This is a genomic window from Curtobacterium herbarum, from assembly GCF_016907335.1.
GTDB lineage: Bacteria > Actinomycetota > Actinomycetes > Actinomycetales > Microbacteriaceae > Curtobacterium > Curtobacterium herbarum.
In genome coordinates this window covers 250,526-275,250 of the sequence record NZ_JAFBBT010000001.1, presented here as the reverse complement: position 1 = coordinate 275,250, position 24,725 = coordinate 250,526, and the positions used below count along the sequence as shown (strand labels likewise).

Here is a 24,725-nt window from a genome sequence, read left to right as displayed (position 1 = left end):
CTGTCCGGCGGAGCAGGAACGTCCCCCGGTGCGCGTGCTGGCTCGGACCGCGCAGACGGAAGCGGGGTCGGGCAGACGGAAGCGGGCCGGGCAGACGGAAGCGGGGCCGGGCAGACGGAAGCGGGGCCGGGCCCGAAGGCCCGACCCCGCTCTCGCAGGTGACCGGAGTTACTTGACGATCGTCTCGACCGTGCCGGCACCGACCGTGCGGCCACCCTCACGGATGGCGAAACGCAGGCCCTCTTCCATGGCGATCGGCTGGATCAGCTCGACCGTCATGGCGACGGTGTCACCGGGCATGACCATCTCGGTGCCCTCGGGCAGCGTGATGACGCCGGTGACGTCCGTGGTGCGGAAGTAGAACTGCGGGCGGTAGTTCGCGTAGAACGGGTTGTGACGACCGCCCTCTTCCTTGTTCAGGATGTACGCGTTCGCCTTGAACTCGGTGTGCGGCGTGACCGAACCCGGCTTCACGACGACCTGGCCGCGCTCGACGTCTTCGCGCTTGAGGCCACGGATGAGCAGACCGGTGTTGTCACCGGCGACTGCCTTGTCCAGCAGCTTGCGGAACATCTCGATGCCCGTGACCGTGGTCTTCTGGGTCGCCTTGATGCCGACGATCTCGACCTCGGAGTTGAGGTCCAGCTCGCCACGCTCGACGCGACCGGTGACGACGGTGCCACGACCGGTGATCGTGAAGACGTCCTCGATCGGCATGAGGAACGGCTGGTCGGTGGCGCGCACCGGGTCCGGGACGTTCTCGTCGACGGCGGCCATCAGGTCCTGGACGGACTTGACCCACTTCTCGTCGCCCTCGAGCGCCTTGAGCGCCGAGACCTGCACGACGGGGGCGTCCTCGTCGAACTCCTGCGAGCCGAGGAGCTCGCGGACCTCGAGCTCGACGAGCTCCAGGATCTCCTCGTCGTCCACCATGTCGGACTTGTTCAGCGCGACGACGATGTACGGGACGCCGACCTGGCGGGCGAGCAGCACGTGCTCACGCGTCTGGGGCATCGGGCCGTCGGTGGCGGCGACCACGAGGATCGCGCCGTCCATCTGGGCCGCACCGGTGATCATGTTCTTCACGTAGTCGGCGTGACCAGGAGCGTCGACGTGCGCGTAGTGGCGCTTCTCCGTCTGGTACTCGACGTGCGAGATGTTGATCGTGATGCCGCGCTGGCGCTCTTCGGGAGCGTTGTCGATCTGCGCGAAGTCGCGGGCCTCGTTGAGGTCCGGGTACTGGTCGTGCAGAACCTTGGTGATCGCCGCCGTGAGCGTGGTCTTGCCGTGGTCGACGTGACCGATGGTTCCGATGTTGACGTGCGGCTTGGTCCGCTCGAACTTGGCCTTGGCCACTGTGGGTCCTCCTCAGGACTCGGATGCGTCGCCCCCGGCAGGACCTGGTCGGTCCTGCGCTGTTGGCGCGCGGTTGTGTGTATCTACTTTAACTGGTGGCGAGGGGCCCGTCGCCGGGCACCCTCGCCTGGGGATGACGCGGGAGCGTCAGGCCCCGGTGCTCTTCTGGATGATCTCGTCTGCCACGTTGCGCGGGACCTCGTTGTAGGTCTCGAACACCATGGAGAAGACAGCACGTCCAGAGGTCTTGGAGCGCAGGTCGCCCACGTAGCCGAACATCTCGGACAGCGGGACGCTTGCGCGGACCACCTTGACGCCGGACGCATCCGTCATCTCGGAGATCTGCCCACGACGCGAGTTCAGGTCACCGATGACGTCGCCCATGTACTCCTCGGGCGTACGGACCTCGACGGCCATGATCGGCTCGAGCAGCACCGGACCGGCCTTGCGAGCCGCTTCCTTGTACGCGATCGAGCCGGCGATCTTGAACGCCATCTCGGACGAGTCGACGTCGTGCGCCGCGCCGTCCTTGAGGGTCGCCTTGACACCGACGGTCGGGAAGCCGGCGAGCACGCCGACCTGCATCGCGTCCTGGATGCCGGCGTCGACCGAGGGGATGTACTCGCGCGGGACGCGACCACCGGTCACGCCGTTCACGAACTCGTACACCTTCTCGGCGGTGACGGGCATCGGCTCGAGCGCGATCTGCACCTTCGCGAACTGACCGGAACCACCGGTCTGCTTCTTGTGGGTGTAGTCGTAGCGCTCGACGACCTTGGTCAGGGTCTCGCGGTAGGCCACCTGCGGCTTGCCGACGTTCGCCTCGACCTTGAACTCGCGCTTCATGCGGTCGACGAGGATGTCGAGGTGGAGCTCGCCCATGCCCTTGATCGTCGTCTGACCGGTCTCGGCGTTCTGCTCGACGCGGAACGTCGGGTCCTCTTCAGCGAGCTTCTGGATGGCGACCGAGAGCTTCTCCTGGTCGGCCTTCGTGTTCGGCTCGATGGCGACCTCGATGACCGGCTCCGGGAACGTCATCGACTCGAGGACGACCTGGTTCGACGGGTCGCACAGGGTGTCACCCGTGGTCGTGTCCTTGAGGCCGATGACCGCGTAGATGTGACCGGCGGTGACCGAGTCGACCGGGTTCTCCTTGTTGGAGTGCATCTGGAAGATCTTGCCGATGCGCTCCTTCTTGCCCTTGGTCGAGTTGATGACCTGAGCACCGGAGTCGATGTGACCGGAGTACACGCGGACGTAGGTGAGGCGACCGAAGAACGGGTGCACCGCGACCTTGAACGCGAGCGCCGAGAAGGGCTCGGAGGACTCCGGCTTGCGGATGATCTCGACCTCTTCGTCCTTGACGTCGTGGCCGATCATCGGCGGGACGTCGAGGGGCGAGGGGAGGTAGTCGATGACCGCGTCGAGCATCGGCTGCACGCCACGGTTCTTGAACGCCGAGCCGCAGAGGATCGGGTAGAGCGTGCTGCTCACCGTGAGGGCACGGATGGCCGCCTTGATCTCGGCGACCGAGAAGTCGGTGTCACCGTCGAGGTAGCGCTCCATGAGGACGTCGTCCGCCTCGGCCACGCGCTCGATGAGCTTCTCGCGGTACTCGGCGGCACGGTCGGCCAGGTCGGCCGGGATCTCCTCGATGGTGTACTTCGCACCCATCTCGACGTCACCCTTGGCGTCGCCGCGCCACGTCAGGGCACGCATCTCGACCAGGTCGACGATGCCCTCGAAGGAGCTCTCGGCACCGATCGGCAGCTGGAGCACGAGGGGCTCCGCGCCGAGGCGGTTCACGATGGTGTCGACGGTGTAGTAGAAGTCAGCGCCGAGCTTGTCCATCTTGTTGACGAAGCAGATGCGCGGGACGTTGTACTTGTCCGCCTGACGCCACACGGTCTCGGACTGGGGCTCGACGCCCTCCTTGCCGTCGAAGACGGCGACGGCACCGTCGAGGACGCGGAGCGAACGCTCCACCTCGACCGTGAAGTCCACGTGACCCGGGGTGTCGATGATGTTGATCTGGTTGTTGTCCCAGAAGCAGGTCGTCGCGGCCGACGTGATCGTGATGCCGCGTTCCTGCTCCTGCGCCATCCAGTCCATCGTGGCAGCGCCGTCGTGGACCTCACCGATCTTGTGCGTGATGCCCGTGTAGAACAGGATGCGCTCGGTCGTCGTGGTCTTGCCGGCATCGATGTGCGCCATGATGCCGATGTTGCGGACCTTGTTCAGGTCGGTGAGCACGTCCTGTGCCACAGGTTCCTCCGGGAGAGTTGTAGGAGAGGGTGGCGGCCGTCCGGGTGCCGCGGCTCTTGGCCGAGACACCCGGACGGTGCCTGATGACTACCAGCGGTAGTGCGCGAAGGCCTTGTTCGACTCGGCCATCTTGTGGGTGTCCTCGCGGCGCTTGACCGCGGCACCGAGACCGTTCGACGCGTCGAGGATCTCGTTCATGAGACGCTCGGTCATCGTCTTCTCGCGACGGCCCTTGGCGTACGAGGTGAGCCAGCGGAGCGCGAGGGTGTTCGCGCGGTGCGGCTTGACCTCGACGGGCACCTGGTAGGTCGAGCCACCGACGCGGCGGCTGCGGACCTCGAGGGTCGGACGGACGTTGTCGAGCGCCTTCTTCAGCGTGACGACGGCGTCCTGGCCGTTCTTCGACGAGACACCTTCGAGCGCGTCGTAGACGATGCGCTCGGCGAGGCCCTTCTTGCCGTCGAGGAGGATCTTGTTGACGAGCTGGCTGACGACGGGGGCGCCGTAGACCGGATCGGCGACGACGGGGCGTTTCGGGGCGGGACCCTTACGAGGCATCTAACTCAACCCTTCTTCGCACCGTAGCGGCTACGAGCCTGCTTACGGTTCTTGACGGCCTGGGTGTCCAGGGCACCGCGGATGATCTTGTAGCGCACACCCGGGAGGTCCTTCACACGACCGCCGCGGACGAGCACCATCGAGTGCTCCTGGAGGTTGTGGCCCTCACCGGGGATGTAGGCCGTGACCTCGGTGCCGTTCGAGAGCTTCACACGAGCGACCTTGCGCAGGGCGGAGTTCGGCTTCTTCGGGGTGGTGGTGTACACGCGGGTGCACACGCCACGCTGCTGGGGGTTCGCCTTCAGTGCCGGCGCCTTGGTCTTGACGACCTTCGGCGTGCGACCCTTGCGAACGAGCTGCTGGATGGTAGGCAACTGTTCTCCTGGTTCTTCGCTCGTGCTCTCTGGCCGACGCGGTCCGTCGGCTTCCTCATCCCACGCGGACCAACGCCTGACGGCGGAGGGAGATGGGGGATGGAGTGATCGGGAGGCCTGAGGCCTGCAAGATCTGGGCGCGCCCGAAGGCGCACACCCAGAAGAGCCTAGCCGTCGTGACAGACGAGGTCAATCCGTGGTAGTCCGCGGGACCGCGGGTCAGGACCCCGAATCGGCCTGACCCTTGCCGATCGCCGACTCGAACGTGGCCCCGTCGTCGCTGAACGCCGTGATCCAGCCGGCCGCGCGCACGGTGATCGGCCCGGCGGTCGCCGTGCCCCGCCCTGCCGGACCCGTGAACTGCGCCCGGAACGACGCGGAACCCGCCGACCGGGTCGAGACCGCCCAGCCCTTCACCGCCCAGCCCCCGACGGTGACGGTCGGTCGGGACTCGAGCGTCCACTTCTGGTCGGTGTACGTGTTCGCCGGGTCCGCGCCGTACGCGTAGAAGCTGCAGCCCGCGGGGATCGGGGTGGGCTCCGCCACGCAGGCGTCCACCCACGCGTCCACCGCGGCGGACGCTGCCTTCGACCCGGCGTCGGTCAGGGTCGTCGCCACGACGACCGGGGTGCCGGTCGCGCCGAACCCCGGGACGGCCGCGGTCGAGTCCGTGGCGGTGAGCCACTTGCCGCCGTCGAGGTGCACCCCGTACGACCCGGGGAACGCCCGGAGCGAGGCGGTCCCGGACGCGTCGGTCCGGACGTCGGCGCCCGCGACCTGCACGGTGCTGCGCGGCGGGCCCTGCACGGCGACCTGCACCGAGCCGAGCGTCGGGGCACGGAGCGACCAGACGGGGAAGACGCCCCAGTCGGTGCCGGTCCGCTCGAGCTCGAACGTCGCCGGGACGGTTCGACCCGCCTGGGTGAGCACGGTCCGCACGGTCGCGCGGTCCGACTGCTGCTCCACGGAGGTGATCCGGTGCGCCGTGACCTTGTCGCCGGCGCGCGCGTAGACCGTGTCGGTCAGGAGCACGTCGTCGCGGTCGCGGTCGATGCCGGCCGTCCGGATCGCGTCCGAGAGGTGTCCGTGCTCGAGGTCGTCCAGGAAGGACTCGACGGGACGCTCGGCCGAGTGGCTGTCCGATCCGACGGACCAGCCGACGCCACCGGCGACGACGAGCAGCACCAGGGCCGTGGCACCGGCCACGATCCCGACCACTGCACCTCGGCGCAGCCGGCGACGACCACTGCGGTGCGGCCCGGTGGGCGCTGCGGTCATGGCGGGCGGCAGGACCCGGTCGCCGTGGAGCGAGGTGCCGTCGGGCACCGACTCCCAGCCCGGCGTGCGGTCAGCTCGGTCGTTCATCGGTCCCCCAGGTGCGTCGGTCAGCGCTTTCCCGGAATCGTACCGGGCGGGGCGGGGGCGGGGCGCGCCTCCCGTCAGTCCTGTGGGCGGACCGGCGGCTGCTGCGGCCCCTGTGGATGACTCGCCTGCCACCGCACCGCGGAGATGCCGCCGACGACTGTCAGGAGGGCGACGACGACGGCGCCGACCACGAAGGGGCTGAGGGCGTAGCCCGCGGGGAAGACCAGGAGCTCGGCGACGTCCGAGCGGACCAGGGCGTAGCCCACCGCTCCCACGCCGAGCATGACCAGGTAGGTCGTCGCTGCGGCGACCAGGCCGGTGATGCCGGGATTGCCCTCCCGGGCACCCATCGCGGTCGCGAGGAACACGACGATCGCGGCGCCGACGACCATGCCCGGACCGAGGTACGGGGTCGCGTCGGGCTGACGGATCGCTTCGGCATCGGCGAGCAGCGCTTCGAAGCCCGCCACCGCGATGACGAGCGCGATGAAGAGGACGGACGTCATCGTCGCCACCAACCACCGGGACATGGGGCGATCGTAGCGCTCCCCCGCTGACGGTCGGCGCGGGGGCGCCGGGGCGGCGGCGCGATCGGGCTCGGGGGCGTGGCGGGTCCCCCCAGGCGTCGGGGGTGGGGGCTCGGCCCTCCGGGTCAGCCGACCGGCACCGGCGTCGCGGTGGCGGAAGCCCCCGCTGCGGCCTCGTCCGCCAGCACGTAGACCGAGCCGCTGAACGACCAACTCGGCGCGCTCGACTCGGCTCCGTCCGACTCGGACGACGCCGACATCGACGACGAGATCGACGTGATCAGGAACAGTCGGTCGCCCGCCTGGACGCCCCTGACGAAGGCCAGCGCCTGCGCGAAGTCCCCGTTCACCGAGACGGAGACCGGGACGACGGAGAAGTTCTGGGCCGTGATGCTGCTGCTCGTCGTCGGTGCGAGCGCGGCCGGGATCTGCGCAGCACCGGTTGCCGGAGCAGGAGTCGCGGACGGCGACGGCGTCGCGGTCGCGGCGCCGGACGCCCCGGTCGGACCGGCATCGACGGTGACGGGTGGTGTGTACGCCACCGCATCGCCGACGGTCAGGGACGACACCTTGACCCCGGCCTGGTCGGCGGTGGCGTTCAGGGCGCTGATGAACGCCGATGCGCTCGCCGTGCTCGGCACCGACCGCCGGAGTGCCGAGAGTGCGGACTGCTGCTGCGGGAGCGTCTTCGCCTGCTGCCGAAGCCGGGCCAGTTCAGCGCGGGTGACCTCGTTCGTCGCGTCGATGCTGGACGCGTCCGATCGGGCTGCAGCTGCCCGGTCGAGCTGGGGCCGGACTCCGAGGAAGAAGCCGCCGGCGAGCACGACGACCGCCGCGAGTCCGGCGAGCACGAGCATCAGGCGGTTCCGGCTCACGATCTGTCCTTCGCTGCGTACTTGCCGTCGAAGACGGCCTTGTCGAGGTGGATCGTCATGTCGACCGTGTAGACGCCCGTCGACGTGTCGAGGGTCACCGAGTTCGCGTTCGCGTCCACGTAGCCCGGGAGACTCCGCACCGCGTCGAGCCAGGACGGCACCGACGGGAGGGTCGGACTCGCAGCGTCGACCGTCAGGGTCGCCACGCGCTGCCCCTGCAGCGGTCCGGTCGCCTGCGCGTAGGCCTCCAGCGGTGTGGCCGAGTCGATCTGCACCCCGGTGATCGTCACACCGGTCGGCAGGGAGTCCTGGACACCCTGGAGGGTCGACTGCCAGTCGATCTCGGTGGACCCGCCGACCGACTGCGCGGCGCGGAGCAGATCGGACTGACTCTCCACGCTCCGCACTTCTCGGTACTGCTGTTGCTGCAGGAGGAGGGAGTCGGTCTCCCGGCGGACGTCAGCGAGGTGCGCGTCCTGCTGCATCGCACTCGCAGATGCGAGCAGCACGACGCCCGCCGTCGCCGCAGCGAGGAGGACGACACCGAGCCAGACCCGACGGACGACCGCGCGCTGTCGTCGGTCGACGAGCACCTCGGTGGGGAGGAGGTCGGCGCGCGGGACACCACCGACCAGCAGGGCCTGGCCCGCTCCGCGCCCCTGTCGCTTGGTGCGTTGCGCGACCTCCGCCGCGATCCTGACCTCGTGCGACGCGGTTCCGCGGCGGAGTCTCGGCTTCGGTCGGTCCAGGGTCTTCGTCATACGGCAACGCTCCCGGCGGCCAGACCCCAGGCGACGGCAGTCGACGTCCCACGTGAGGTGATGTCCTCACGGCGGAGCGCACGTGAGGTGGCGGCGTCGACGAAGGCGTCGCCGACGGACACCGGGATCCGGGTCTGTGTCTGCAGCGCCTCGGCGAAGCCCGGCAGCAACGCTCCCCCACCGGCCAGGACGATGCTCGACACGGACGTTCCGGTGCGGGTGCTGGCGAAGTAGCTGACGGTGTTCCGGAGGCTCGTCAGCAGTTCTCCGGTGCGCTCACGGATCGACGCCGCGGCACGCAGGTCGTCCGGTGTCTGCACGTTCGAGCCCATGCCGATCCACCGCTTGACGGTCTCCGCCTGCGCGGCCGGGATCTCCAGGGCCGCCGACAACGACGTGGTCACGTCCTCGCCGCCCGTCGGGATGATCCGGACGAACTGCGGGACGCCGTCCGTCGCGATGATCACCGTGGTGGTGTTCCCGCCGATCTCGACCAGTGCGTGCGTGCCGCGGGACCGGACCGCGGGGAGGTACACCCGAGCGAGGGCGAACGGGATGAGGTCGACCCCGACGGGCTTGAGCCCGGCGAGCTGCACGGCGCGGACGTTCGCCAGGACCGCGTCCTTGATGGCAGCGACGAGCAGACCGTGCACGACGGGGCCGTCCGGACCGACGCTCTCGGACACCGGGTAGAAGTCGAGGATCGCGTCACCGACCGGGACCGGCAGCATGTCCTGCACCTGGAACGGCAGGGATTCCCGGATCTGTGCGAGCGACGCCTTCGGCACGGTGAGGTCACGCGACAACACACGCTGGTTCCCCACGCCGAGCATGACGTTCTTCGACCGGAACCGTCCGACCCGCCACAGCTCGCGGAGCGCCGCGGCGATCGTGTTGGGCTCGAGGACCTCACCGCGCTTGGTGGATCCGTCCGGCAACGGGACCTCGGCGATCCGTTGGATCACCGGCTCGGGTCGGCCGGGGTGCAGGACCTCGACCCCGCGGATGGATTCACCACCGATGTCGATCCCGACGACGCTCTTCGCCATGTGCATGGTCCTTCCTCAGGCCAGTCCGATGATCCGCAGGTACCCGGCGAGCAGCGGCTGGCCGGCGAACACGCCGAGCCACGCTCCCGCGAGCATCCAGGGGCCGAAGGGGATGCCGGTTCGGCGTCGAGCACGTCCGGCGACCATGAGGCCGATGGCGAAGGTACCGCCGAGGACGAAGGCGCCGAAAGCTCCCACTGCGAGGGGTCCCCATCCGAGGTACGCGAGCACCATGCCGAGCACGCCGGCGAGCTTCACGTCGCCGAGCCCCATGCCGCCCGGCACGGCCAGCGCCAACGCCAGGTACATCGCCCCGAGCGCGGCGAGGCCGAGGCCGGCGCGACCGAGCGCGCCCCAGTCACCGCTCACGGCGCTGCTCGCAACCAGCAGGACGGCGAGCACCGGGTACGCCGGGAGGACGATGGCGTTCGGCAGTCGGTGGACGTCCACGTCGATGAGCGTCAGGGCGATGGAGATCGCCATCAGGTAGAGCAGCGCGATGAGGACGATGACCGGGACAGCCACCGACGGGCCTGGCGGCGCGGTGTCGAGTGCGGGGACGACGAGCCCGGCGACGAGTGCGAAGAGGACCGCGGTCGTGGCCTCGACGAGCGGGTACCGGGCGGAGATCGGCGCGGAGCAGTCGCGACAACGGCCGCGGAGCACCAGCCAGGAGAGCACCGGGACGTTGTCCCGCGACCGGATCTCGTGTCCACACCGGGGGCATGCGCTCGCCGGGGCGACCACCGACCGGCCGTTCGGGACGCGGTGCACGACGACGTTGAGGAACGATCCCACCGCGAGCCCGAGGACTGTCGCGACCAGGACGATGACGACGCTCACCGCGGGGTGCCGTTCGCGTCGTAGGCCGGTCTGACCTCGATCTGCGACGTCACCTTGTACGTCGTGATGACCGGTTGCGGGAAGAACGGGGGCGTGTAGCTGCCGAGACTCGTGTCGTAGCCGTAGCCCTTGAGGTAGCCGTTGCTCCCCTTGCCGACGGCGCCTCGGTACCGCTGCGCGATGGAGCCGTTGAGCGTCAACGTGCCCCGGTCACCGCCGTGGGCGTAGTTCTGCACGGTGAAGGTCCCCTGGTTGGACAGGATCGCGCCGGAGACGGTCCGGTTGTCGGCCGTGAACGGGGTGGGGGTCGTCCCGAGGAACGAGGTGCTCCGGTCGAACATGGGGTTCCACACGATGACCGCTTCCTGCCCGACGAGCCCGAGCACGGTCGACGCCGCACGGTTCGTCGTGTACTTGAGGTCACCTGTGACGTAGACGTAGTTCTCCGCCACGAGGGACACCGAGACGTCGACCTTCCCCGAGACGAACAGGTCACCGTTGCTGCACCCGTACGCGGTGCTGAAGGGCACCGAGCCGCCCTGGGCGTTGCGCGGGGTCGCCTCCGAGTAGGTCCCCGAGTAGCCGGCGGCCTGGCCCGTGAACGGGAAGCCCAGGCCGTTGTCGGTCACCGACGAGCTCCGCATGCACGCGGACGGCGCGTTCCGGGTCGTGTACTTCGACCAGTAGTAGTTCGGGTTCGTCGTGCTCCCGCTGCCGGCCGACGCCGGTTCGTCCTGCACGTAGAGGAGGTTGTTCGCGAGCAGGGACGTGCTCACGGTCGCACCGGCACCCTGCAGGTCGCTGATGGATCCGCACTTCGGGGGGCTGGAGCCGTACGGGCTGGTCTGTTGCAGGTTGGTGGCGAGGGTGAGCGGGGAGCGGACCTTCATGGTGCCGTCGCCGGTGAACGTCACCTGGGTCGGGCCGGTGTAGAGGCAGCCGGTGCCGGGGGCAGACCCGGCGACGGTGGGGTCGTCCGAGTACGTGCGGTCACGACCGCCGCTGATGGTGGAAGGCGGCGTGGAGGACCCGACGACCTCCGGCTGGTAGCCCGCGTAGTACTGGAACGACGGTGTCCGCTTCGGCGAACAGCCGGAGTCGGTGGTCCCCACGGCCGACTGGACCGTGCTCTTGAACGTCCCGCCGCAGATGAGCATCACGTCGTTCGAGCGGATCGGTCCGTTGAGCGTGTCGCCGTCCTGGAACTGGATGCGCGAACAGACCGGCTTCCCGCCGATCGACGGGGCGGTGAAGGTGGCGTTCTGGTAGACGTTCCGGCAGTCCTCGCCGGTGATGTCCGGGTCACCCGACTCGTAGTCCGTCCAGTAGAGGTAGTTCGAGAACCCGTCCGGCTTGACGTTCGCGACGAGGGTGCGCGTCGTCGTGCCCGCCCGTCCCGTCACCTGCACACGGACGATCCCCTGTTGGCCGAAGATGCTGTTGTCGACCGCGTAGCGGTAGGACGACGGGCCACCGGCGCCGCTCGAGTCCGGCACCGTGACCCAGCTGGTGAACGCCGGGTTCCCGCCGGTCTTGCTCGGGAACACGTCGCCGGTGCTGAACGCCTGTCCGGCGTCGCCGTACTTCGTCGCGTAGGTGTTGTCACCGTTCACACGCGACTGGTACTCGGCCAGTCCGGCGTAGGCCGCGGCCATGGCGTTCGCGTAGTCCCGGTCCGAGGTCGTCTTCACGGCACCGGACGTCGCGATGCCGACCATGGTGGCCGCGAGGATCATGACGACCATGCCGATGCCGATCACCGCGGCGAGGGCGACGCCACGGTCGTCGTCGTGGCGTCGGAGGAGAGCGAGGAGACGGTGCATGTCAGATCCGGAGGTTCGGCATGGCCACGGTGCTCGTGAGCGTCACGTTGTCCCGGGCGCCGGGTCGGGACGGGTCGGGGTCGCCGACGGTGAGCGAGATGCTGACGGACCGGACGGACTGGAGGTCCGCCATGCTCAGCCCGGCGGCCCCGGGGACCAACGGGTTGCCCCCGGCATCGGCGTACGTGAAGAGGGAACCCGGGACGACCGAGGACGCGAGCGTGAGCTGCGACGTCGGGCTGTTCGACAGGGTCGGGGTCGTCGCGCGCGGGAAGTCGAAGTAGGTCCGCGAGAGGTCCGTGGGAGACCCGTTCCACTTGGTCTCGACGATGGTGCGCTTCGCCTGGTCCATCGTGAACTGCACCTCGACCGGCTGGACGTCGGAGGTCGAGTTGAGGTTGATGTAGGCGAAGAAGCGCATCGACGTCGGCGAGGCGTACTGGAAGGCGAACTGGGTGTCGACCCCGCTCGCCACCGGGTTGTTCGACGCGACCCGGAGCATGCGTTGCAGCTCGAGCATCGCAGTGGATGCGACACGGGTGTTCCCGTCGACGCCGGTGGTCGTGCTGGAGGCCCGGGAGACCGAGACGAAGAACGCGCCGGCCATCGTCAGCACCAGGATGCTGACACTCATCGCCACGATGAGCTCGGCGAGGGAGACGCCCCGCTCGTCCCGGCGGAGGCGGGCGAGTTCCCGCATCACGGTGCTCTCCGCGGATCGAGGAGTACCTTGCTCGCCGTCGCGGTGACCCCGGGCGCGGTCGTGACGGTGGGAGGCGTGCTGGAGAAGGTGATGGTGACGAGCCCGGAGAGGACGGAGACCACCGTGCCGGACTGCAGGGACCAGGTGCCGTAGGGCAGGGCGATGATCGCGTTGCCGTTGGTCGGCAGGTTCGTGAAGGTGTACGTGGTCGTCGTCGCACATCCCGGATCACCGCTGCCAGCGTCGGGGGCCACCGACACAGCGCGGAGCGAGTTGTCCTGCTTCCCGTTGAGCTTGACGGCGAACGTCTGGACAGGGGCCTTCACGGCGTTGGTCCCCGCTTCCGGCTGCGGAGCGTTCCGCGGCGCGACGGCCGTACCGCTGGTCGTCGTCCAGTTCTCCGGGTCGACGCTGAGGCAGGACGCCGGTGTCCCGGCGACCGCCTTGTACCCGTCGGTGTACGGGAAGACCTGCGTCGCCACACCAGTCGGGTAGGGGCCGTAGTCGGCGGACTTCCGCCGGAGCGAGACCGCCGTGCTCGTCGGCGTCGCGAACGGCCGCGCGCTGGCGTTCGGGTCGGACCACTGCGGCACGACGGTGAGTGCCTGGTCGTAGTTGAAGTTGGCGGCCGAGGTCTGGTTCGCCTGCACCGTGACGGTGGTGGACGGTGTCGCGGTCTGCGCCCCCAGCGAGCCGGAGGAGGTTCCGTCGTCGATGTTGCCGGGTTCGCTCAGTCGGACGTCGTACCGCCCGGGCTTCACGTTGAGGGCGTAGGAGCAGCCGTTCGCGTCGGTCTTCGGGATCGTCGCGGTGATGGCTCCGGCGCCGCCCGGGCTGGTGACGGCAGGGGTGATCGAGACGGCCGCACCGGCGTTGCCGGAACCGCTCACCAGGCTGGCCGAGACGATGATCGTTCCGAGGTTCGCAGCCGTCACCGAGGAGGTCGGCGCCACCAGGGAGTTCATCGAGACGGACTGGGTGCTGGCCGAGGACCACGACACGGTCAGCGAGATCCGCTTGTAGGCGAGCGGGCCGCCGTTGGCCCCCGCGGCACCGCAGGCGTTCGCGGACCCGGAGGACGGGACCCAACGGGCGACCTGCTTCACCGTGTACCGGAGGCCGCCGACCGTCGGTGTCGTCGTGCCGTCGACGACGGAGAAGAGGTTGGTGCTCGTCCGTGCGCTGTCGACGGCGTCCTGCGCGAGGTTGATCGCGACTTCACGCGAGCGGGAGCTGTGCGCGAGGTACAGCGAGCTGGCGATGCCCATCGCCACGCCCGCGGCGATCATCGCGAAGACCGTCATGGCGACGAGGACCTCGACGATGGAGAGCCCCTCGTCGCGCTCACGGGCTCGGTCGAGCAGGGTCGTGATGCGCAGCACGGGTCACCTCCTGTCGGCACCGGTTCGGACATGGGACAGGCGGACTCGAGGTTCCCCCGAGTCCGCCTGCGGCAGAGGAGCTGGCTAGCAGCCGTCCTTCTTGACGCCGCCGTCCTGGTCGATGTGGAAGACGTTGGCCGCGTTGCTGGTGGCCGAGATGCAGAACGCGGCAGCGGTGGCACCCGTCTTGAGTGCCGGCGCGACTCCGGATCCCGAGTAGTCGCTCTTGCTGTACCCGGCGAGCCCGTCGAGGGTCGCGGGGAAGGTGTTGTTCTGCGTGTAGCTCGCGATGAGTGCGGTCTTGGCGTTCGTCAGGTCCGACTTCGCAGCCGAGTCCTTCGCGTTGTTCTGCACGCCGATGTACACCGGGATGGCGATCGCGGCCAGGATGCCGATGATGATGACGACGACCAGGAGTTCGATGAGCGTGAAGCCCTTCTCCTTGTCCTCGAGGAGACCCTTGCGGCGAGCGTCGAGCTTGCCCATGAGAGCGAAGTACATGGTGATTTCCGTTTCGTGGGGAATGCAATTGGGGGTGACGCCGGGGACTGCTCCGCCGCGGTGTCAAAGGTAATGGGGGCATGATCGCCGCATAATCCCGAGAACGGGGGGCAGATTCCGCGGAGATGTCCCCACTACCGGGGGCAGAAAAAAGTCGTTCTGCCCCCGGCGAGGGGACAGTAGTTGGTCATTTGACCAGTGTGGTGATCTGGAAGATCGGCAGGTAGAGCGCGACGATCATGCCGCCGACCACGACCCCCAAGAACGCGATGAGCAGCGGCTCGATGAGCGAGGTCAATGCGTCCGTGGTCGTCTCGACCTCGTTGTCGTAGAACTCTGCGATCTTCTGCAGCATGATCTCGAGGGAACCAGCGTCCTCACCCACGGCGATCATCTGCGAGACCATCGCCGGGAACACCGTTTCCTTCGCCAACGGAGCGGCGATCGATTCACCCTTCCGAACTGATTCCGCAATGCGACCGAGGGCTTTCTCGACGACGTGGTTGTTCGACACTTCACCGGCGATCTGCAATGCCTGGAGAATGGGGACCCCGGCGCCGATCATGTTCGAGAGATTGCGCGAGAAACGTGCGATGACGATCTTCTGGTTGAGCTGGCCGAAGACCGGCACCTTCAGCTTGACCGGGTCGATCACGGCGCGGACGCGCTCGGTGTTCTTGTTCGCCCGCCACCACAACCAGGTGACGATGACGACGACCAGCAGGACCGGGCCCACGTAGACCATCGCGTGCGAGGCGTAGACGAGCACCATCGTCGGCAACGGGAGCTCACCGCCGAGTGACGAGAACATCTTCTGGAAGATCGGGACGATGAACACCAGCATGATGACGACCGCCGCCAGCGACATGCACAGCACCACGACCGGGTAGGTCATCGCCGACTTGATCGTCGACCGGAGCTTGTGCTCCTTCTCGAAGTTCGTCGCGATCGAGTCCATGGCCTGGTCGAGGAACCCACCGGTCTCCCCCGCGCGGATCATGTTGATCATGATCGGCGGGAAGTCGACCGGGTGCTTGCCGACGGCGTCCGAGAACGACACGCCCTGCTCGACCTCGTCACGCACCTTGCCGAGGATGTCCTTGAGCTTCTTGTTCTCGGTCTGGTCCGCCAGGATCGACAGCGCCCGGAGCAGCGACAGCCCCGACGAGAGCATCGTCGACGCCTGCCGCGACATGATCGCCAGGTCCTTCAGCCCGACGCCCTTCTCGAAGCCGGGGATCTTGATCTCGGTCTGCAGGCCGGTGCCGGCCTTCGCCTCGGTGATGGCGATCGGCGAGACCCCCATGCCCCGCAGGCGCTGCACGACGGCGCCTTCGGACGCGGCGTCGACGCGCCCCTTGACGAGTTTCCCCGCGCCGTCCCGCCCGCGGTAGTCGAATGCGAGGGACATCAGTAGCCTCCGGAGAACTTGTCGCCGAAGTCGATCCCGCTCGCGGCGATGGCGTCGGCGGACGCGTCGGACGGTGACTCGACGCGCTGCACGAGCCGGTCGAAGCCCTCGAGGTCGTGGACCTTCTCGAGCGCCGCCCTGCGGGTGATGGTGCCGACGTTGACCAGCTCGGCGAGGTCCTGGTCCATCGTGTGCATGCCCGAGTCGCGCCCGGCCTGCATCGCCGAGGTGATCTGGTAGGTCTTGCCCTCGCGGATGAGGTTGCCGATGGCCGGGGTCGTCTTCATGATCTCGGTGGCCACGATGCGCCCGGTGCCGTTGGCCTTGGGGACGAGGGTCTGGCAGACGACGCCTTCGAGGGTGGCGGCGAGCTGGGTGCGGATCTGGCCCTGCTGGTGCGGTGGGAACACGTCGATGACGCGGTCGATGGTGCCGGGGGCGCTCTGCGTGTGCAGGGTGGCGAACACCAGGTGTCCGGTCTCGGCGGCGGTGAGGGCGACGGAGATCGTCTCGAGGTCGCGGAGCTCACCGATGAGGATGACATCGGGGTCCTGGCGCAGCACGTGCTTCAGCGCGCGGGCGAACGAGTGCGTGTCGGCGCCGACCTCACGCTGGTTGATGATCGCCTTCTTGTGTTCGTGCATGAACTCGATCGGGTCCTCGACCGTGACGATGTGGTCGGCACGGGTCTCGTTGACCAGATCGATGAGCGCGGCGAGGGTGGTCGACTTGCCGGAACCGGTCGGGCCGGTGACGAGCACGAGGCCGCGCGGCAGCTTGGCGAACTCCCCCACGTACCCGGGGATGCCGAGCTGCTTGAGGGTCTTGATCTTGGTGGGGATGATGCGGAAGGCGGCGCCCCAGTTGCCGCGCTGCTGGTAGTAGTTCACGCGGAAGCGGAACTCGGGCGACAGCGAGTACGCGAAGTCGAGTTCCTGTTCCTGGTCGAACTGCGCAGCCTGCTCGGCGGACAGGAGCGTCTTGAGGGCGGCGATGACCTTGTTGCGCGCCCACGGGCCTCCCGGCACGGCGGGTCGGAGCGAGCCGTCGACGCGGACGGTGGGCGGTGCGTCGGCGGTGACGTGCAGGTCGGACGCCCCCTGGTAGACGACCTGGGCGAGGGCGGTGACGAGGTCGGCGTCGGCGTCCTCACGCGCGTGGCGCGTGAAGTTGATCTCGGCGCTGCCCGTCGGGGCGGCCACCGGCACCGGCGGAGCGGCGACGGTCTGGAGGTTCGTGGTCGCGACCGCGGGCACGACCGGCAGCCGTTCGGTCACCTGGTGACCGAGCGGTGTTCCGCTCGGTGCGGGCCAGCCGGCGAGGTCGTCACCGAGGTCGTAGATCGGCGTGGCCGGAGCGGCGGACGACGTGGGGGCAGCGGGGGCTCCCGGGGCAGCCGGCTGCTGCGCGGCCTGTGCGAGGCGGGCCGCACGGCGACCACCGGCCTCGAGGCCGGGGGCACCCGGGTACCAACCGTCGACCGGCTCGTCGCCGGCGGGGGTCAGGTCGTACACGGAGTCCGTCATGTGTTCGTCTCCCACGGCTACGCGACCACGCGCAGGATCTCGTCGACGCTCGTCAGCCCGAGCTTGACCTTCTCCCACCCGTCCATGCGCAGGGTGAGCATGCCCTGCTCCTGGGCGACGCGGCTGATCTCGGCGCTCGAGGCGCGGGAGACGGCGAGGCGCTCGATCTCCTCGGTGACGGTCATGACCTCGTGCAGGGCGATGCGTCCCCGGTACCCGGTGTTCGAGCAGACCGAGCAGCCGATCGGGGCGAAGAAGTCCGGCACGGTGGCAGCACCGTCGAGGAACCCGAGTGCGCGCAGCTGCTCGGCTTCGTAGAACGCGGGGGCCTTGCACCGGTCGCAGAGCTTGCGGGCGAGACGCTGGGCGACCACGCAGTCGAGCGCGGACCCGACCAGGAACGGTTCGATGTCCATCTCGGTGAGACGGGTGATCGCCGACGGGGCGTCGTTGGTGTGCAGGGTGGAGAGCACGAGGTGGCCGGTCAACGACGCCTCGATGGCGATCTGGGCGGTCTCGTGGTCGCGGATCTCACCGAGCAGGACGACGTCGGGGTCCGAGCGGAGGATGCTGCGGAGCGCCGAGGCGAAGGTCAGCCCCGCCTTCGGGTTGACCTGCACCTGGTTGACGCCCGCCATCCGGTACTCGACCGGGTCCTCGACCGTGATGACGTTGATCTCGGGCTTCGCGACGGCGTTCAGCGTCGTGTAGAGGGTCGTCGACTTACCGGATCCGGTCGGACCGGTGACCAGGATCATGCCGTACGGCTTCGAGTAGGAGCGCTGGTAGGCCGCGGCGTTCCGGTCGAGCAGGTTCAGGTCCTTGAGGGTCAACGACGTGTTCGTGTTGTCGAGGATCCGCATGACGACCTTCTCGCCCCACACCGTCGGCAGTGTCGCCACACGGAGGTCGATCTGCCGGCCGCCGTGCCGGACGGACATCCGGCCGTCCTGGGGCTTCCGACGCTCGGCGATGTCGATGTCGCTCATGATCTTGAGCCGACTGATGACGCCGTTCTGGATGTTCTTCGGCGCCGGGGACATCTCGTGCAGGACACCGTCGATGCGGTAGCGGACCCGGACCTCGTGTTCGCCGGGCTCGATGTGGATGTCGGACGCGTGGTCCTGGATCGCCTGCGAGACGAGCAGGTTGACGAAGCGGACGATCGGGACGTCGTCGAGGGAGCCGTCACCGATGTCGGCCTGGTGTTCGGTGGTCCGCGCTTCTTCTTCGAGCGAGGAGGTGAGGTCGTTCAGCTCGTCGTCGGCGCGGAGGTACCGGTCGAACGCCGACAGGAGGTCGCGTTCGTCCACCTGCAGCGGCTTGATCGGCCGGCCGGACGCTGTGCGGGCGTCGTCGATGGCCAGGACGTTCGCCGGGTTGACCATGGCGAGCACGAGGGTCTCGCCCTCGAACCCGATACCGAGCACCGCGTGCCGACGGCACAGCGGAGCGGGCAACACCGAGACCGCTGTCCCGTCGACCGGGTAGTCGGTCAGCGGGACCGTCTTGGAGTTGTGGGAGGCCGCGCGGGCGGTGATGTACTGCGCCTCGCTCACGACGCCCTGCTCGACGAGTGAACGGATCGCCTGCTCGTCGACGTCTTCGTGACCGGTCATCGCGTCGAGGTACTCGATCGGGAGGGCGCCGTTGAGGATCAGGATCTCGGACAGGGTTGCCATGCGCCCTGTACCTCCTTGCTTGCGCGCGCGACGGATCGGCGTGGATCGATGGGCGCCACCAGGGGTGCGGCGCTCGACCACGGTACGGCCGGGGTCCGCACGTGGAGCAGTCCCAGAAGGAGGGGGCGGAGGGGTTCCGACTGGACCCAGAACAGGGGTACCCGCGGGTATCGAGTTCCGACGAGGGGTGCTAGAGCGCCATCGACGTGGTGATCGCAGCAGTCCCGGCGATGAAACCGAGGCGCTCGTAGAGCGCGACGGCACCGCTCGGGTTCTCGGCGTCGACCTCGAGGGATGCAGCCGAGAGCCCGGCACCGCGGACGGCGTCGAGGGTCGCACGGACGACGAGCGGTGCGAGACCCCGTCCGCGCGCTCGACGGACGACGCCGACCCAGTGGATGTACCCGAAGCTCCGACCGCGGGCCGCGAAGGCACCGGGGTCGGACTCGACCACGGTGAACGCCAGGACGTCCCCGCGCTCGTCCACCACCACACGCGACAGGTCGAGCCGGCTCTTGTCCGACGTGAGGTACCCGCGCCAGTCCGCTTCGACCATCGGCTGCGAGCCCCAGTGGTCACGGAACGCGTCGTTCTTGGCCGCCCGCATCGGTTCGATGTCGTCCTGGGTCGCCGGTCGCAGCACGAGGCCGTCGGACAGCGTCGGCAGGGGTTCCCGTTCCGCAGCCCGGTCGTCACCGTCCAGGTCGACCTGCATGTCGACCCACGTGCGCACCGGGTGCAGGCCGGCCCGCGCCGCGAGTGCGAGCGTGACCGATCCTGCCGGGGCGGTGAGGTCGATGGCTCCGGGCAGGTCGAGGTCCAGGCCGGCGAGGTGCTGCCGTGCCCGCGCGGTCTGCCAGGCGAGGACGCGCCGGCCGATCCCCTGTCCCCGGTGTGTGGGGCGCACCGCACCGCCGAGGAGGACCCGCGCGGCGGTGTCCCGTGTCGGGACGGGGATGACGATGGCGTACGCGTGCACATGCCCATCAGCATCGATCCCGACCACCGTGTCACGCTCGGGATCGAGCCCTTCTGTGGACAGACGGTGGACGAAGTCCTCTGTGGAGGGATGCGCGTGCGGCTCGTCGACCGCGGCCGACTCGAGGGCGACACCGTGCACCTCCGGCAGGTCCGCCATCGTGGCCGGCCGGAACGTCAACCCGCCGACCGGGAACGGGACCTCGAGGTGAGCCGGAGCCGTGACCCGTTCGCGCAGCGTCGCCATCCTCACAGCATGCCCTACCCCTCGACGCACCGGGCATCGACGGACCATGATGAGGCATGGACATCACGAGTGTGACCGTGGGGTTGCCCGTCACCGACCTCGAGGCCTCGTGCCTCTGGTACGGCGCGGTGTTCGAACGTGTCGAGCCGGACCTCGAGCCGACCGAGGGCGTCGCCGAGTACGAGGTCGGCGGCATCTGGATCCAGCTCGTCGAGGACCCGGACGCCGACGACAACCCCGTGGCCGTCCGCTTCGGCGTCGACGACGTCGCCGCACAGCACGCCCGCATCGCTGCCCTCGGCATCGACGTCGGCCCGATCGAGTGCGTCGACGGAGCCGTCGACTGGTTCGACGCCCGCGACCCCGACGGCAACGTCCTCAGCCTGTACTCGCTCGCCGACGAGAGCGGCCGCGGAACCGGCGGTCGCGACAGCGACGCGGGTCGCTCCGCCTAGGACCCGACCAGTTCCGGACGGGAGGCACGGGGCGGGCCCGCCCCGTGCCTCCCGTCCGTCACCGCCTGTCACCACCGAACGAAGGAGGGCCCCGCATCCGGCTGGATGCGGGGCCCTCCTCAGGGATTCACTCGGTTCAGTTGTACGTACCCGGCGTGAAGTCGTCCGACGAGAAGCTGTCGAAGTCGACGAAGCTCAGGTCGGCGTCCGAGAACGACGAGTCGTCCGCGAAGATGCGGTTCGGGTACCGCTCCGCCTTCGCTTCTTCCGTCGCGTTCACGTCCACGTCGCGGTACCGGCTGAGGCCCGTCCCGGCGGGGATGAGCTTACCGATGATGACGTTCTCCTTGAGGCCGACGAGCTGGTCCTGCTTGCCCTCCATGGCCGCCTGCGTCAGGACGCGGGTGGTCTCCTGGAAGGACGCGGCGGACAGCCACGACTCGGTCGCGAGGGACGCCTTCGTGATGCCCATGACCTCCTGGCGAGCCGAGGCGGTCTTGCGACCCTCCTGCAGCGCCGCACGGTTGATCGCGTTGTAGCGCGACCGGTCGACGAGCTCACCCGGCAGCAGGTCGGTGTCGGCGTGGTCGACGACGGTGACCTTGCGGAGCATCTGACGGACGATGACCTCGATGTGCTTGTCGTGGATCGGCACACCCTGCGAGCCGTAGACGTCCTGCACACCGTTGACCAGGTGCTTCTGGACCTCTCGGACACCCTTGACCCGGAGGACTTCCTTCGGGTCGACGGTGCCGGCGATGAACTGCTCGCCGAGCTCGACGTGCTGGCCGTCCTCGATGAGGAGGGTCGCACGCTTGAGCACCGGGTAGATGAACGGCTCGTCGCCGTTGTCCGGCGTGAGGATGATCCGACGACCCTTGTCCGTGTCCTCGATCGTGGCGCGGCCGGGGGCCTCGGCGATCGGGGACGCGCCCTTCGGGGTACGAGCCTCGAAGAGCTCGGTCACGCGGGGCAGACCCTGCGTGATGTCGTCGGCCGAGGCCGAACCACCCGTGTGGAAGGTACGCATCGTCAGCTGGGTACCGGGCTCACCGATGGACTGCGCGGCGATGATGCCGACTGCCTCACCGATGTCGACCAGGTTGCCCGTGGCGAGCGACCGGCCGTAGCACTGCGCGCAGACACCGACGGCCGACTCGCAGGTCAGGACCGAGCGCACCTTGATGCTCTCGACACCGGCTGCGAGCAGCTTGTCGAGGAGGACGTCACCGACGTCCTCGCCGCCCTCGGCCACCACGGTGCCCGAGGCGTCGACGGCCTCGGTCGCGAGGGTGCGCGAGTAGACGGTGTTCTCGACACGCGGGTCGCGGACGAGCTTGCCGTCGGCACCCATCGTCGCGATCGGCAGCTCGAGGCCACGGGTCGTCCCGCAGTCGTCCTCACGGATGATGACGTCCTGCGACACGTCCACGAGACGACGGGTCAGGTAGCCCGAGTCAGCGGTACGGAGAGCCGTGTCCGCCAGACCCTTGCGAGCACCGTGCGTGGCGATGAAGTACTCCGCCACGGTCAGGCCCTCGCGGTACGAGTTGATGATCGGGCGGGCGATGATGTCGCCCTTCGGGTTGCTCACCAGACCACGCATACCGGCGATGTTGCGCACCTGCAGCCAGTTACCACGAGCACCGGAGGACACCATGCGGTTGATGGTGTTGTCCTTCGGGAAGTTGTCGCGCATCTCCTGCGCGATCTCGTTCGTGGCCTCGGTCCAGATCTTGATCAGGTCGGCGCGACGCTCCGAGTCCGTGATCAGACCCTTGTCGAACTCACCCTGGACCTTGGCGGCCTGGATCTCGTAGCCCGCGATGATCTCCTTCTTGCGAGGAGGCGTCACGACGTCCGAGAGGGCGACGGTCACACCGGAGCGGGTGCCCCAGTAGAAGCCGGCGTCCTTGATCCGGTCGAGTGCAGCGGCCGTCTCGGTCTTGGAGTACCGCTCGGCGAGGTCGTTGACGATCGCGGAGAGCGTGCCCTTGTCGGTGACCTTCTGGACGAACGGGTAGTCCGTCGGGAGGGTCTCGTTGAACAGCGCGCGACCGAGGGTGGTCTCGAGGAGGATCGTCTGACCGACCTCGTAGCCCTCGGGTGCTTCACCCTCGGCGAAGTGGACACCCGACATGCGGATCTTCACGGTCGCGTTGAGGTGCAGCGTGTTCTGGTCCTTCGCCATGATCGCCTCGGCGACCGAGGAGAACGAACGGCCTTCACCGACGGCGCCCTCGCGGACGGTCGTCAGGTGGTGCAGACCGATGATCATGTCCTGTGCGGGCAGGGTCACCGGGCGGCCGTCGGACGGCTTCAGGATGTTGTTCGAGGCGAGCATCAGGATGCGAGCCTCGGCCTGGGCCTCGACCGACAGCGGCAGGTGCACGGCCATCTGGTCGCCGTCGAAGTCCGCGTTGAACGCAGCACAGACCAGCGGGTGGAGCTGGATGGCCTTGCCCTCGACGAGCTGCGGCTCGAACGCCTGGATGCCGAGACGGTGCAGCGTGGGCGCACGGTTCAGCAGCACGGGGCGCTCGCGGATGATCTCCTCGAGCACGTCCCACACCTGGGCACGCGAACGCTCGACCATGCGCTTGGCCGACTTGATGTTCTGCGCGTGCGACAGGTCGATGAGGCGCTTGATGACGAACGGCTTGAACAGCTCGAGCGCCATCTGCTTGGGCAGACCGCACTGGTGGAGCTTGAGCTGCGGGCCGACGATGATGACCGAACGACCCGAGTAGTCGACGCGCTTGCCGAGCAGGTTCTGGCGGAAACGACCCTGCTTGCCCTTGAGCATGTCGCTCAGGGACTTCAGGGCGCGGTTGCCGGTACCCGTGACGGGGCGGCCACGACGACCGTTGTCGAACAGCGCGTCGACCGCTTCCTGCAGCATGCGCTTCTCGTTGTTCACGATGATCTCGGGGGCACCGAGGTCGAGCAGGCGGCGGAGACGGTTGTTGCGGTTGATCACACGACGGTAGAGGTCGTTGAGGTCCGACGTGGCGAAGCGGCCACCGTCGAGCTGCACCATCGGGCGCAGTTCCGGCGGGATGACCGGCACGACGTCGAGCACCATCGCTGCCGGCGAGTTGCCGGTGGCGAGGAAGGAGCTGACGACCCGCAGACGCTTGATCGCACGGATCTTCTTCTGGCCCTTGCCCTCGGCGATCTGCAGACGCAGTGCCTCGGCCTCGGCGGCCAGGTCGAAGGCCTCGAGCCGCAGCTTGATCGCCTCGGCGCCCATGTAGGCGTCGAAGTAGATCCCGAAGCGGTCCTGGAGCTCGTGGAAGACGGCGTCCTCGGGCTTGAGGTCGCCCACCTTGAGGTTGCGGAAGTCCTCCCACACACGCTCGAGACGGGTGATGTCCTCGTCGAAGGACTTGCGGACCTGGGACATCTCCTTCTCGGCGGTGTCCTTGGTCCGGCGCTTCACGTCGGCCTTGGCGCCTTCTTCCTCGAGCGCTGCGAGGTCGTCCTCGAGCTTCTTGAGGCGGTCGGCGATGATCGAGTCGCGCTGGTTCTCGAGGTTCTTGATCTCGAGGCGCATCTCGTTCTCGAGGCCGGGCATGTCAGCGTGACGGCCCTCCTCGTCGATGCTGATGATCATGTACGCCGCGAAGTAGATGACCTTCTCGAGGTCCTTCGGGGCCATGTCCAGCAGGTAGCCCAAGCGCGACGGGACGCCCTTGAAGTACCAGATGTGGGTGACGGGTGCGGCGAGCTCGATGTGGCCCATGCGCTCACGACGGACCGAGGACTTGGTGACCTCGACGCCGCAGCGCTCGCAGACGATGCCCTTGAACCGGACTCGCTTGTACTTGCCGCAGGCGCACTCCCAGTCGCGGGACGGACCGAAGATCTGTTCGCCGAACAGACCGTCCTTCTCGGGCTTCAGGGTGCGGTAGTTGATCGTCTCCGGCTTCTTGACCTCGCCGTACGACCACTGGCGGATGTCCTCGGCGGTAGCGAGGCCGATCCGAATGGCGTCAAAGGAAGTTGCTTCGAGCAATGTTCTTCTCTCTTGCTGGTTCGAAA

20 protein-coding genes are annotated in these 24,725 nt (G+C 68.4%); 1 reads left to right on the top strand and 19 read right to left on the bottom strand.

Going from position 1 to position 24,725, the window contains the following annotated elements; translation table 11 throughout:
• Window positions 1-168 precede the first annotated feature (168 nt).
• From tuf to JOD51_RS01320, 18 genes are all read right to left on the bottom strand, one after another.
• Window positions 169-1,356 carry an elongation factor Tu gene (tuf, locus tag JOD51_RS01405; RefSeq protein ID WP_204606725.1) on the bottom strand — a complete coding sequence of 396 codons (1,188 nt, stop codon included), beginning with the start codon at window positions 1,354-1,356 and terminating at the stop codon, window positions 169-171.
• Window positions 1,357-1,503: 147 nt separating this feature from the next.
• Window positions 1,504-3,621: an elongation factor G gene (gene fusA, locus JOD51_RS01400; protein ID WP_204606724.1), complete on the bottom strand. Its 2,118-nt coding sequence runs from the start codon at window positions 3,619-3,621 to the stop codon at window positions 1,504-1,506.
• An 87-nt stretch (window positions 3,622-3,708) separates the two neighbouring features.
• Entirely contained in the window at window positions 3,709-4,179 is a 471-nt protein-coding gene (gene rpsG, locus JOD51_RS01395; protein WP_110903576.1) for a 30S ribosomal protein S7, read from the bottom strand.
• A gap of 5 nt (window positions 4,180-4,184) precedes the next feature.
• Window positions 4,185-4,553, bottom strand: coding sequence for a 30S ribosomal protein S12 (gene rpsL / locus JOD51_RS01390; RefSeq protein WP_058728453.1), 369 nt, complete (start codon window positions 4,551-4,553; stop codon window positions 4,185-4,187).
• Window positions 4,554-4,772: 219 nt separating this feature from the next.
• Window positions 4,773-5,918 carry a hypothetical protein gene (locus JOD51_RS01385; RefSeq protein ID WP_204606723.1) on the bottom strand — a complete coding sequence of 382 codons (1,146 nt, stop codon included), beginning with the start codon at window positions 5,916-5,918 and terminating at the stop codon, window positions 4,773-4,775.
• Between the two features lie 74 nt (window positions 5,919-5,992).
• Window positions 5,993-6,448: a DUF6121 family protein gene (locus tag JOD51_RS01380; RefSeq protein WP_204606722.1), complete on the bottom strand. Its 456-nt coding sequence runs from the start codon at window positions 6,446-6,448 to the stop codon at window positions 5,993-5,995.
• A 122-nt stretch (window positions 6,449-6,570) separates the two neighbouring features.
• Window positions 6,571-7,320: a hypothetical protein gene (locus JOD51_RS01375; RefSeq protein WP_204606721.1), complete on the bottom strand. Its 750-nt coding sequence runs from the start codon at window positions 7,318-7,320 to the stop codon at window positions 6,571-6,573.
• Window positions 7,317-8,081 carry a hypothetical protein gene (locus tag JOD51_RS01370; protein ID WP_204606720.1) on the bottom strand — a complete coding sequence of 255 codons (765 nt, stop codon included), beginning with the start codon at window positions 8,079-8,081 and terminating at the stop codon, window positions 7,317-7,319. Before JOD51_RS01370 ends, JOD51_RS01375 begins: the two co-directional genes overlap by 4 nt.
• Window positions 8,078-9,130 (bottom strand): type IV pilus assembly protein PilM, encoded by a 1,053-nt coding sequence (pilM, locus tag JOD51_RS01365; RefSeq protein WP_204606719.1) that lies wholly within the window; start codon window positions 9,128-9,130, stop codon window positions 8,078-8,080. The genes JOD51_RS01370 and pilM overlap by 4 nt, the downstream gene beginning before the upstream one ends.
• 15 nt (window positions 9,131-9,145) lie before the next feature.
• Complete coding sequence (locus JOD51_RS01360; protein ID WP_204606718.1) at window positions 9,146-9,973, bottom strand: prepilin peptidase; 828 nt, start codon at window positions 9,971-9,973, stop codon at window positions 9,146-9,148.
• Complete coding sequence (locus JOD51_RS01355) at window positions 9,970-11,796, bottom strand: hypothetical protein (protein ID WP_204606717.1); 1,827 nt, start codon at window positions 11,794-11,796, stop codon at window positions 9,970-9,972. Before JOD51_RS01355 ends, JOD51_RS01360 begins: the two co-directional genes overlap by 4 nt.
• 1 nt (window position 11,797) lies before the next feature.
• Complete coding sequence (locus JOD51_RS01350; RefSeq protein WP_204606716.1) at window positions 11,798-12,496, bottom strand: PulJ/GspJ family protein; 699 nt, start codon at window positions 12,494-12,496, stop codon at window positions 11,798-11,800.
• Window positions 12,496-13,881, bottom strand: coding sequence for a prepilin-type N-terminal cleavage/methylation domain-containing protein (locus JOD51_RS01345; RefSeq protein WP_204606715.1), 1,386 nt, complete (start codon window positions 13,879-13,881; stop codon window positions 12,496-12,498). Before JOD51_RS01345 ends, JOD51_RS01350 begins: the two co-directional genes overlap by 1 nt.
• A gap of 84 nt (window positions 13,882-13,965) precedes the next feature.
• Window positions 13,966-14,382: a type IV pilin protein gene (locus tag JOD51_RS17470; RefSeq protein ID WP_307839360.1), complete on the bottom strand. Its 417-nt coding sequence runs from the start codon at window positions 14,380-14,382 to the stop codon at window positions 13,966-13,968.
• A gap of 187 nt (window positions 14,383-14,569) precedes the next feature.
• Window positions 14,570-15,793, bottom strand: a complete 1,224-nt coding sequence (locus tag JOD51_RS01335) for a type II secretion system F family protein (RefSeq protein WP_204606714.1) — start codon at window positions 15,791-15,793, stop codon at window positions 14,570-14,572.
• On the bottom strand, window positions 15,793-17,319 hold the full coding sequence (locus tag JOD51_RS01330; RefSeq protein WP_204606713.1) for a type IV pilus twitching motility protein PilT: 1,527 nt from the start codon (window positions 17,317-17,319) through the stop codon (window positions 15,793-15,795). The genes JOD51_RS01335 and JOD51_RS01330 overlap by 1 nt, the downstream gene beginning before the upstream one ends.
• Before the next feature lie 17 nt (window positions 17,320-17,336).
• Window positions 17,337-19,001, bottom strand: a complete 1,665-nt coding sequence (locus tag JOD51_RS01325; protein WP_204606712.1) for a GspE/PulE family protein — start codon at window positions 18,999-19,001, stop codon at window positions 17,337-17,339.
• A 190-nt stretch (window positions 19,002-19,191) separates the two neighbouring features.
• Window positions 19,192-20,226 (bottom strand): GNAT family N-acetyltransferase, encoded by a 1,035-nt coding sequence (locus tag JOD51_RS01320; protein ID WP_204606711.1) that lies wholly within the window; start codon window positions 20,224-20,226, stop codon window positions 19,192-19,194.
• Between the two features lie 56 nt (window positions 20,227-20,282).
• On the opposite strand from JOD51_RS01320, the gene JOD51_RS01315 reads away from it, so the two are divergent.
• Entirely contained in the window at window positions 20,283-20,681 is a 399-nt protein-coding gene (locus tag JOD51_RS01315) for a VOC family protein (RefSeq protein ID WP_204606710.1), read from the top strand.
• A 136-nt stretch (window positions 20,682-20,817) separates the two neighbouring features.
• On the opposite strand, the gene JOD51_RS01310 is transcribed toward JOD51_RS01315, so the two are convergent.
• Window positions 20,818-24,699, bottom strand: a complete 3,882-nt coding sequence (locus tag JOD51_RS01310) for a DNA-directed RNA polymerase subunit beta' (protein ID WP_204606709.1) — start codon at window positions 24,697-24,699, stop codon at window positions 20,818-20,820.
• Between the last annotated feature and the right edge of the window lie 26 nt (window positions 24,700-24,725).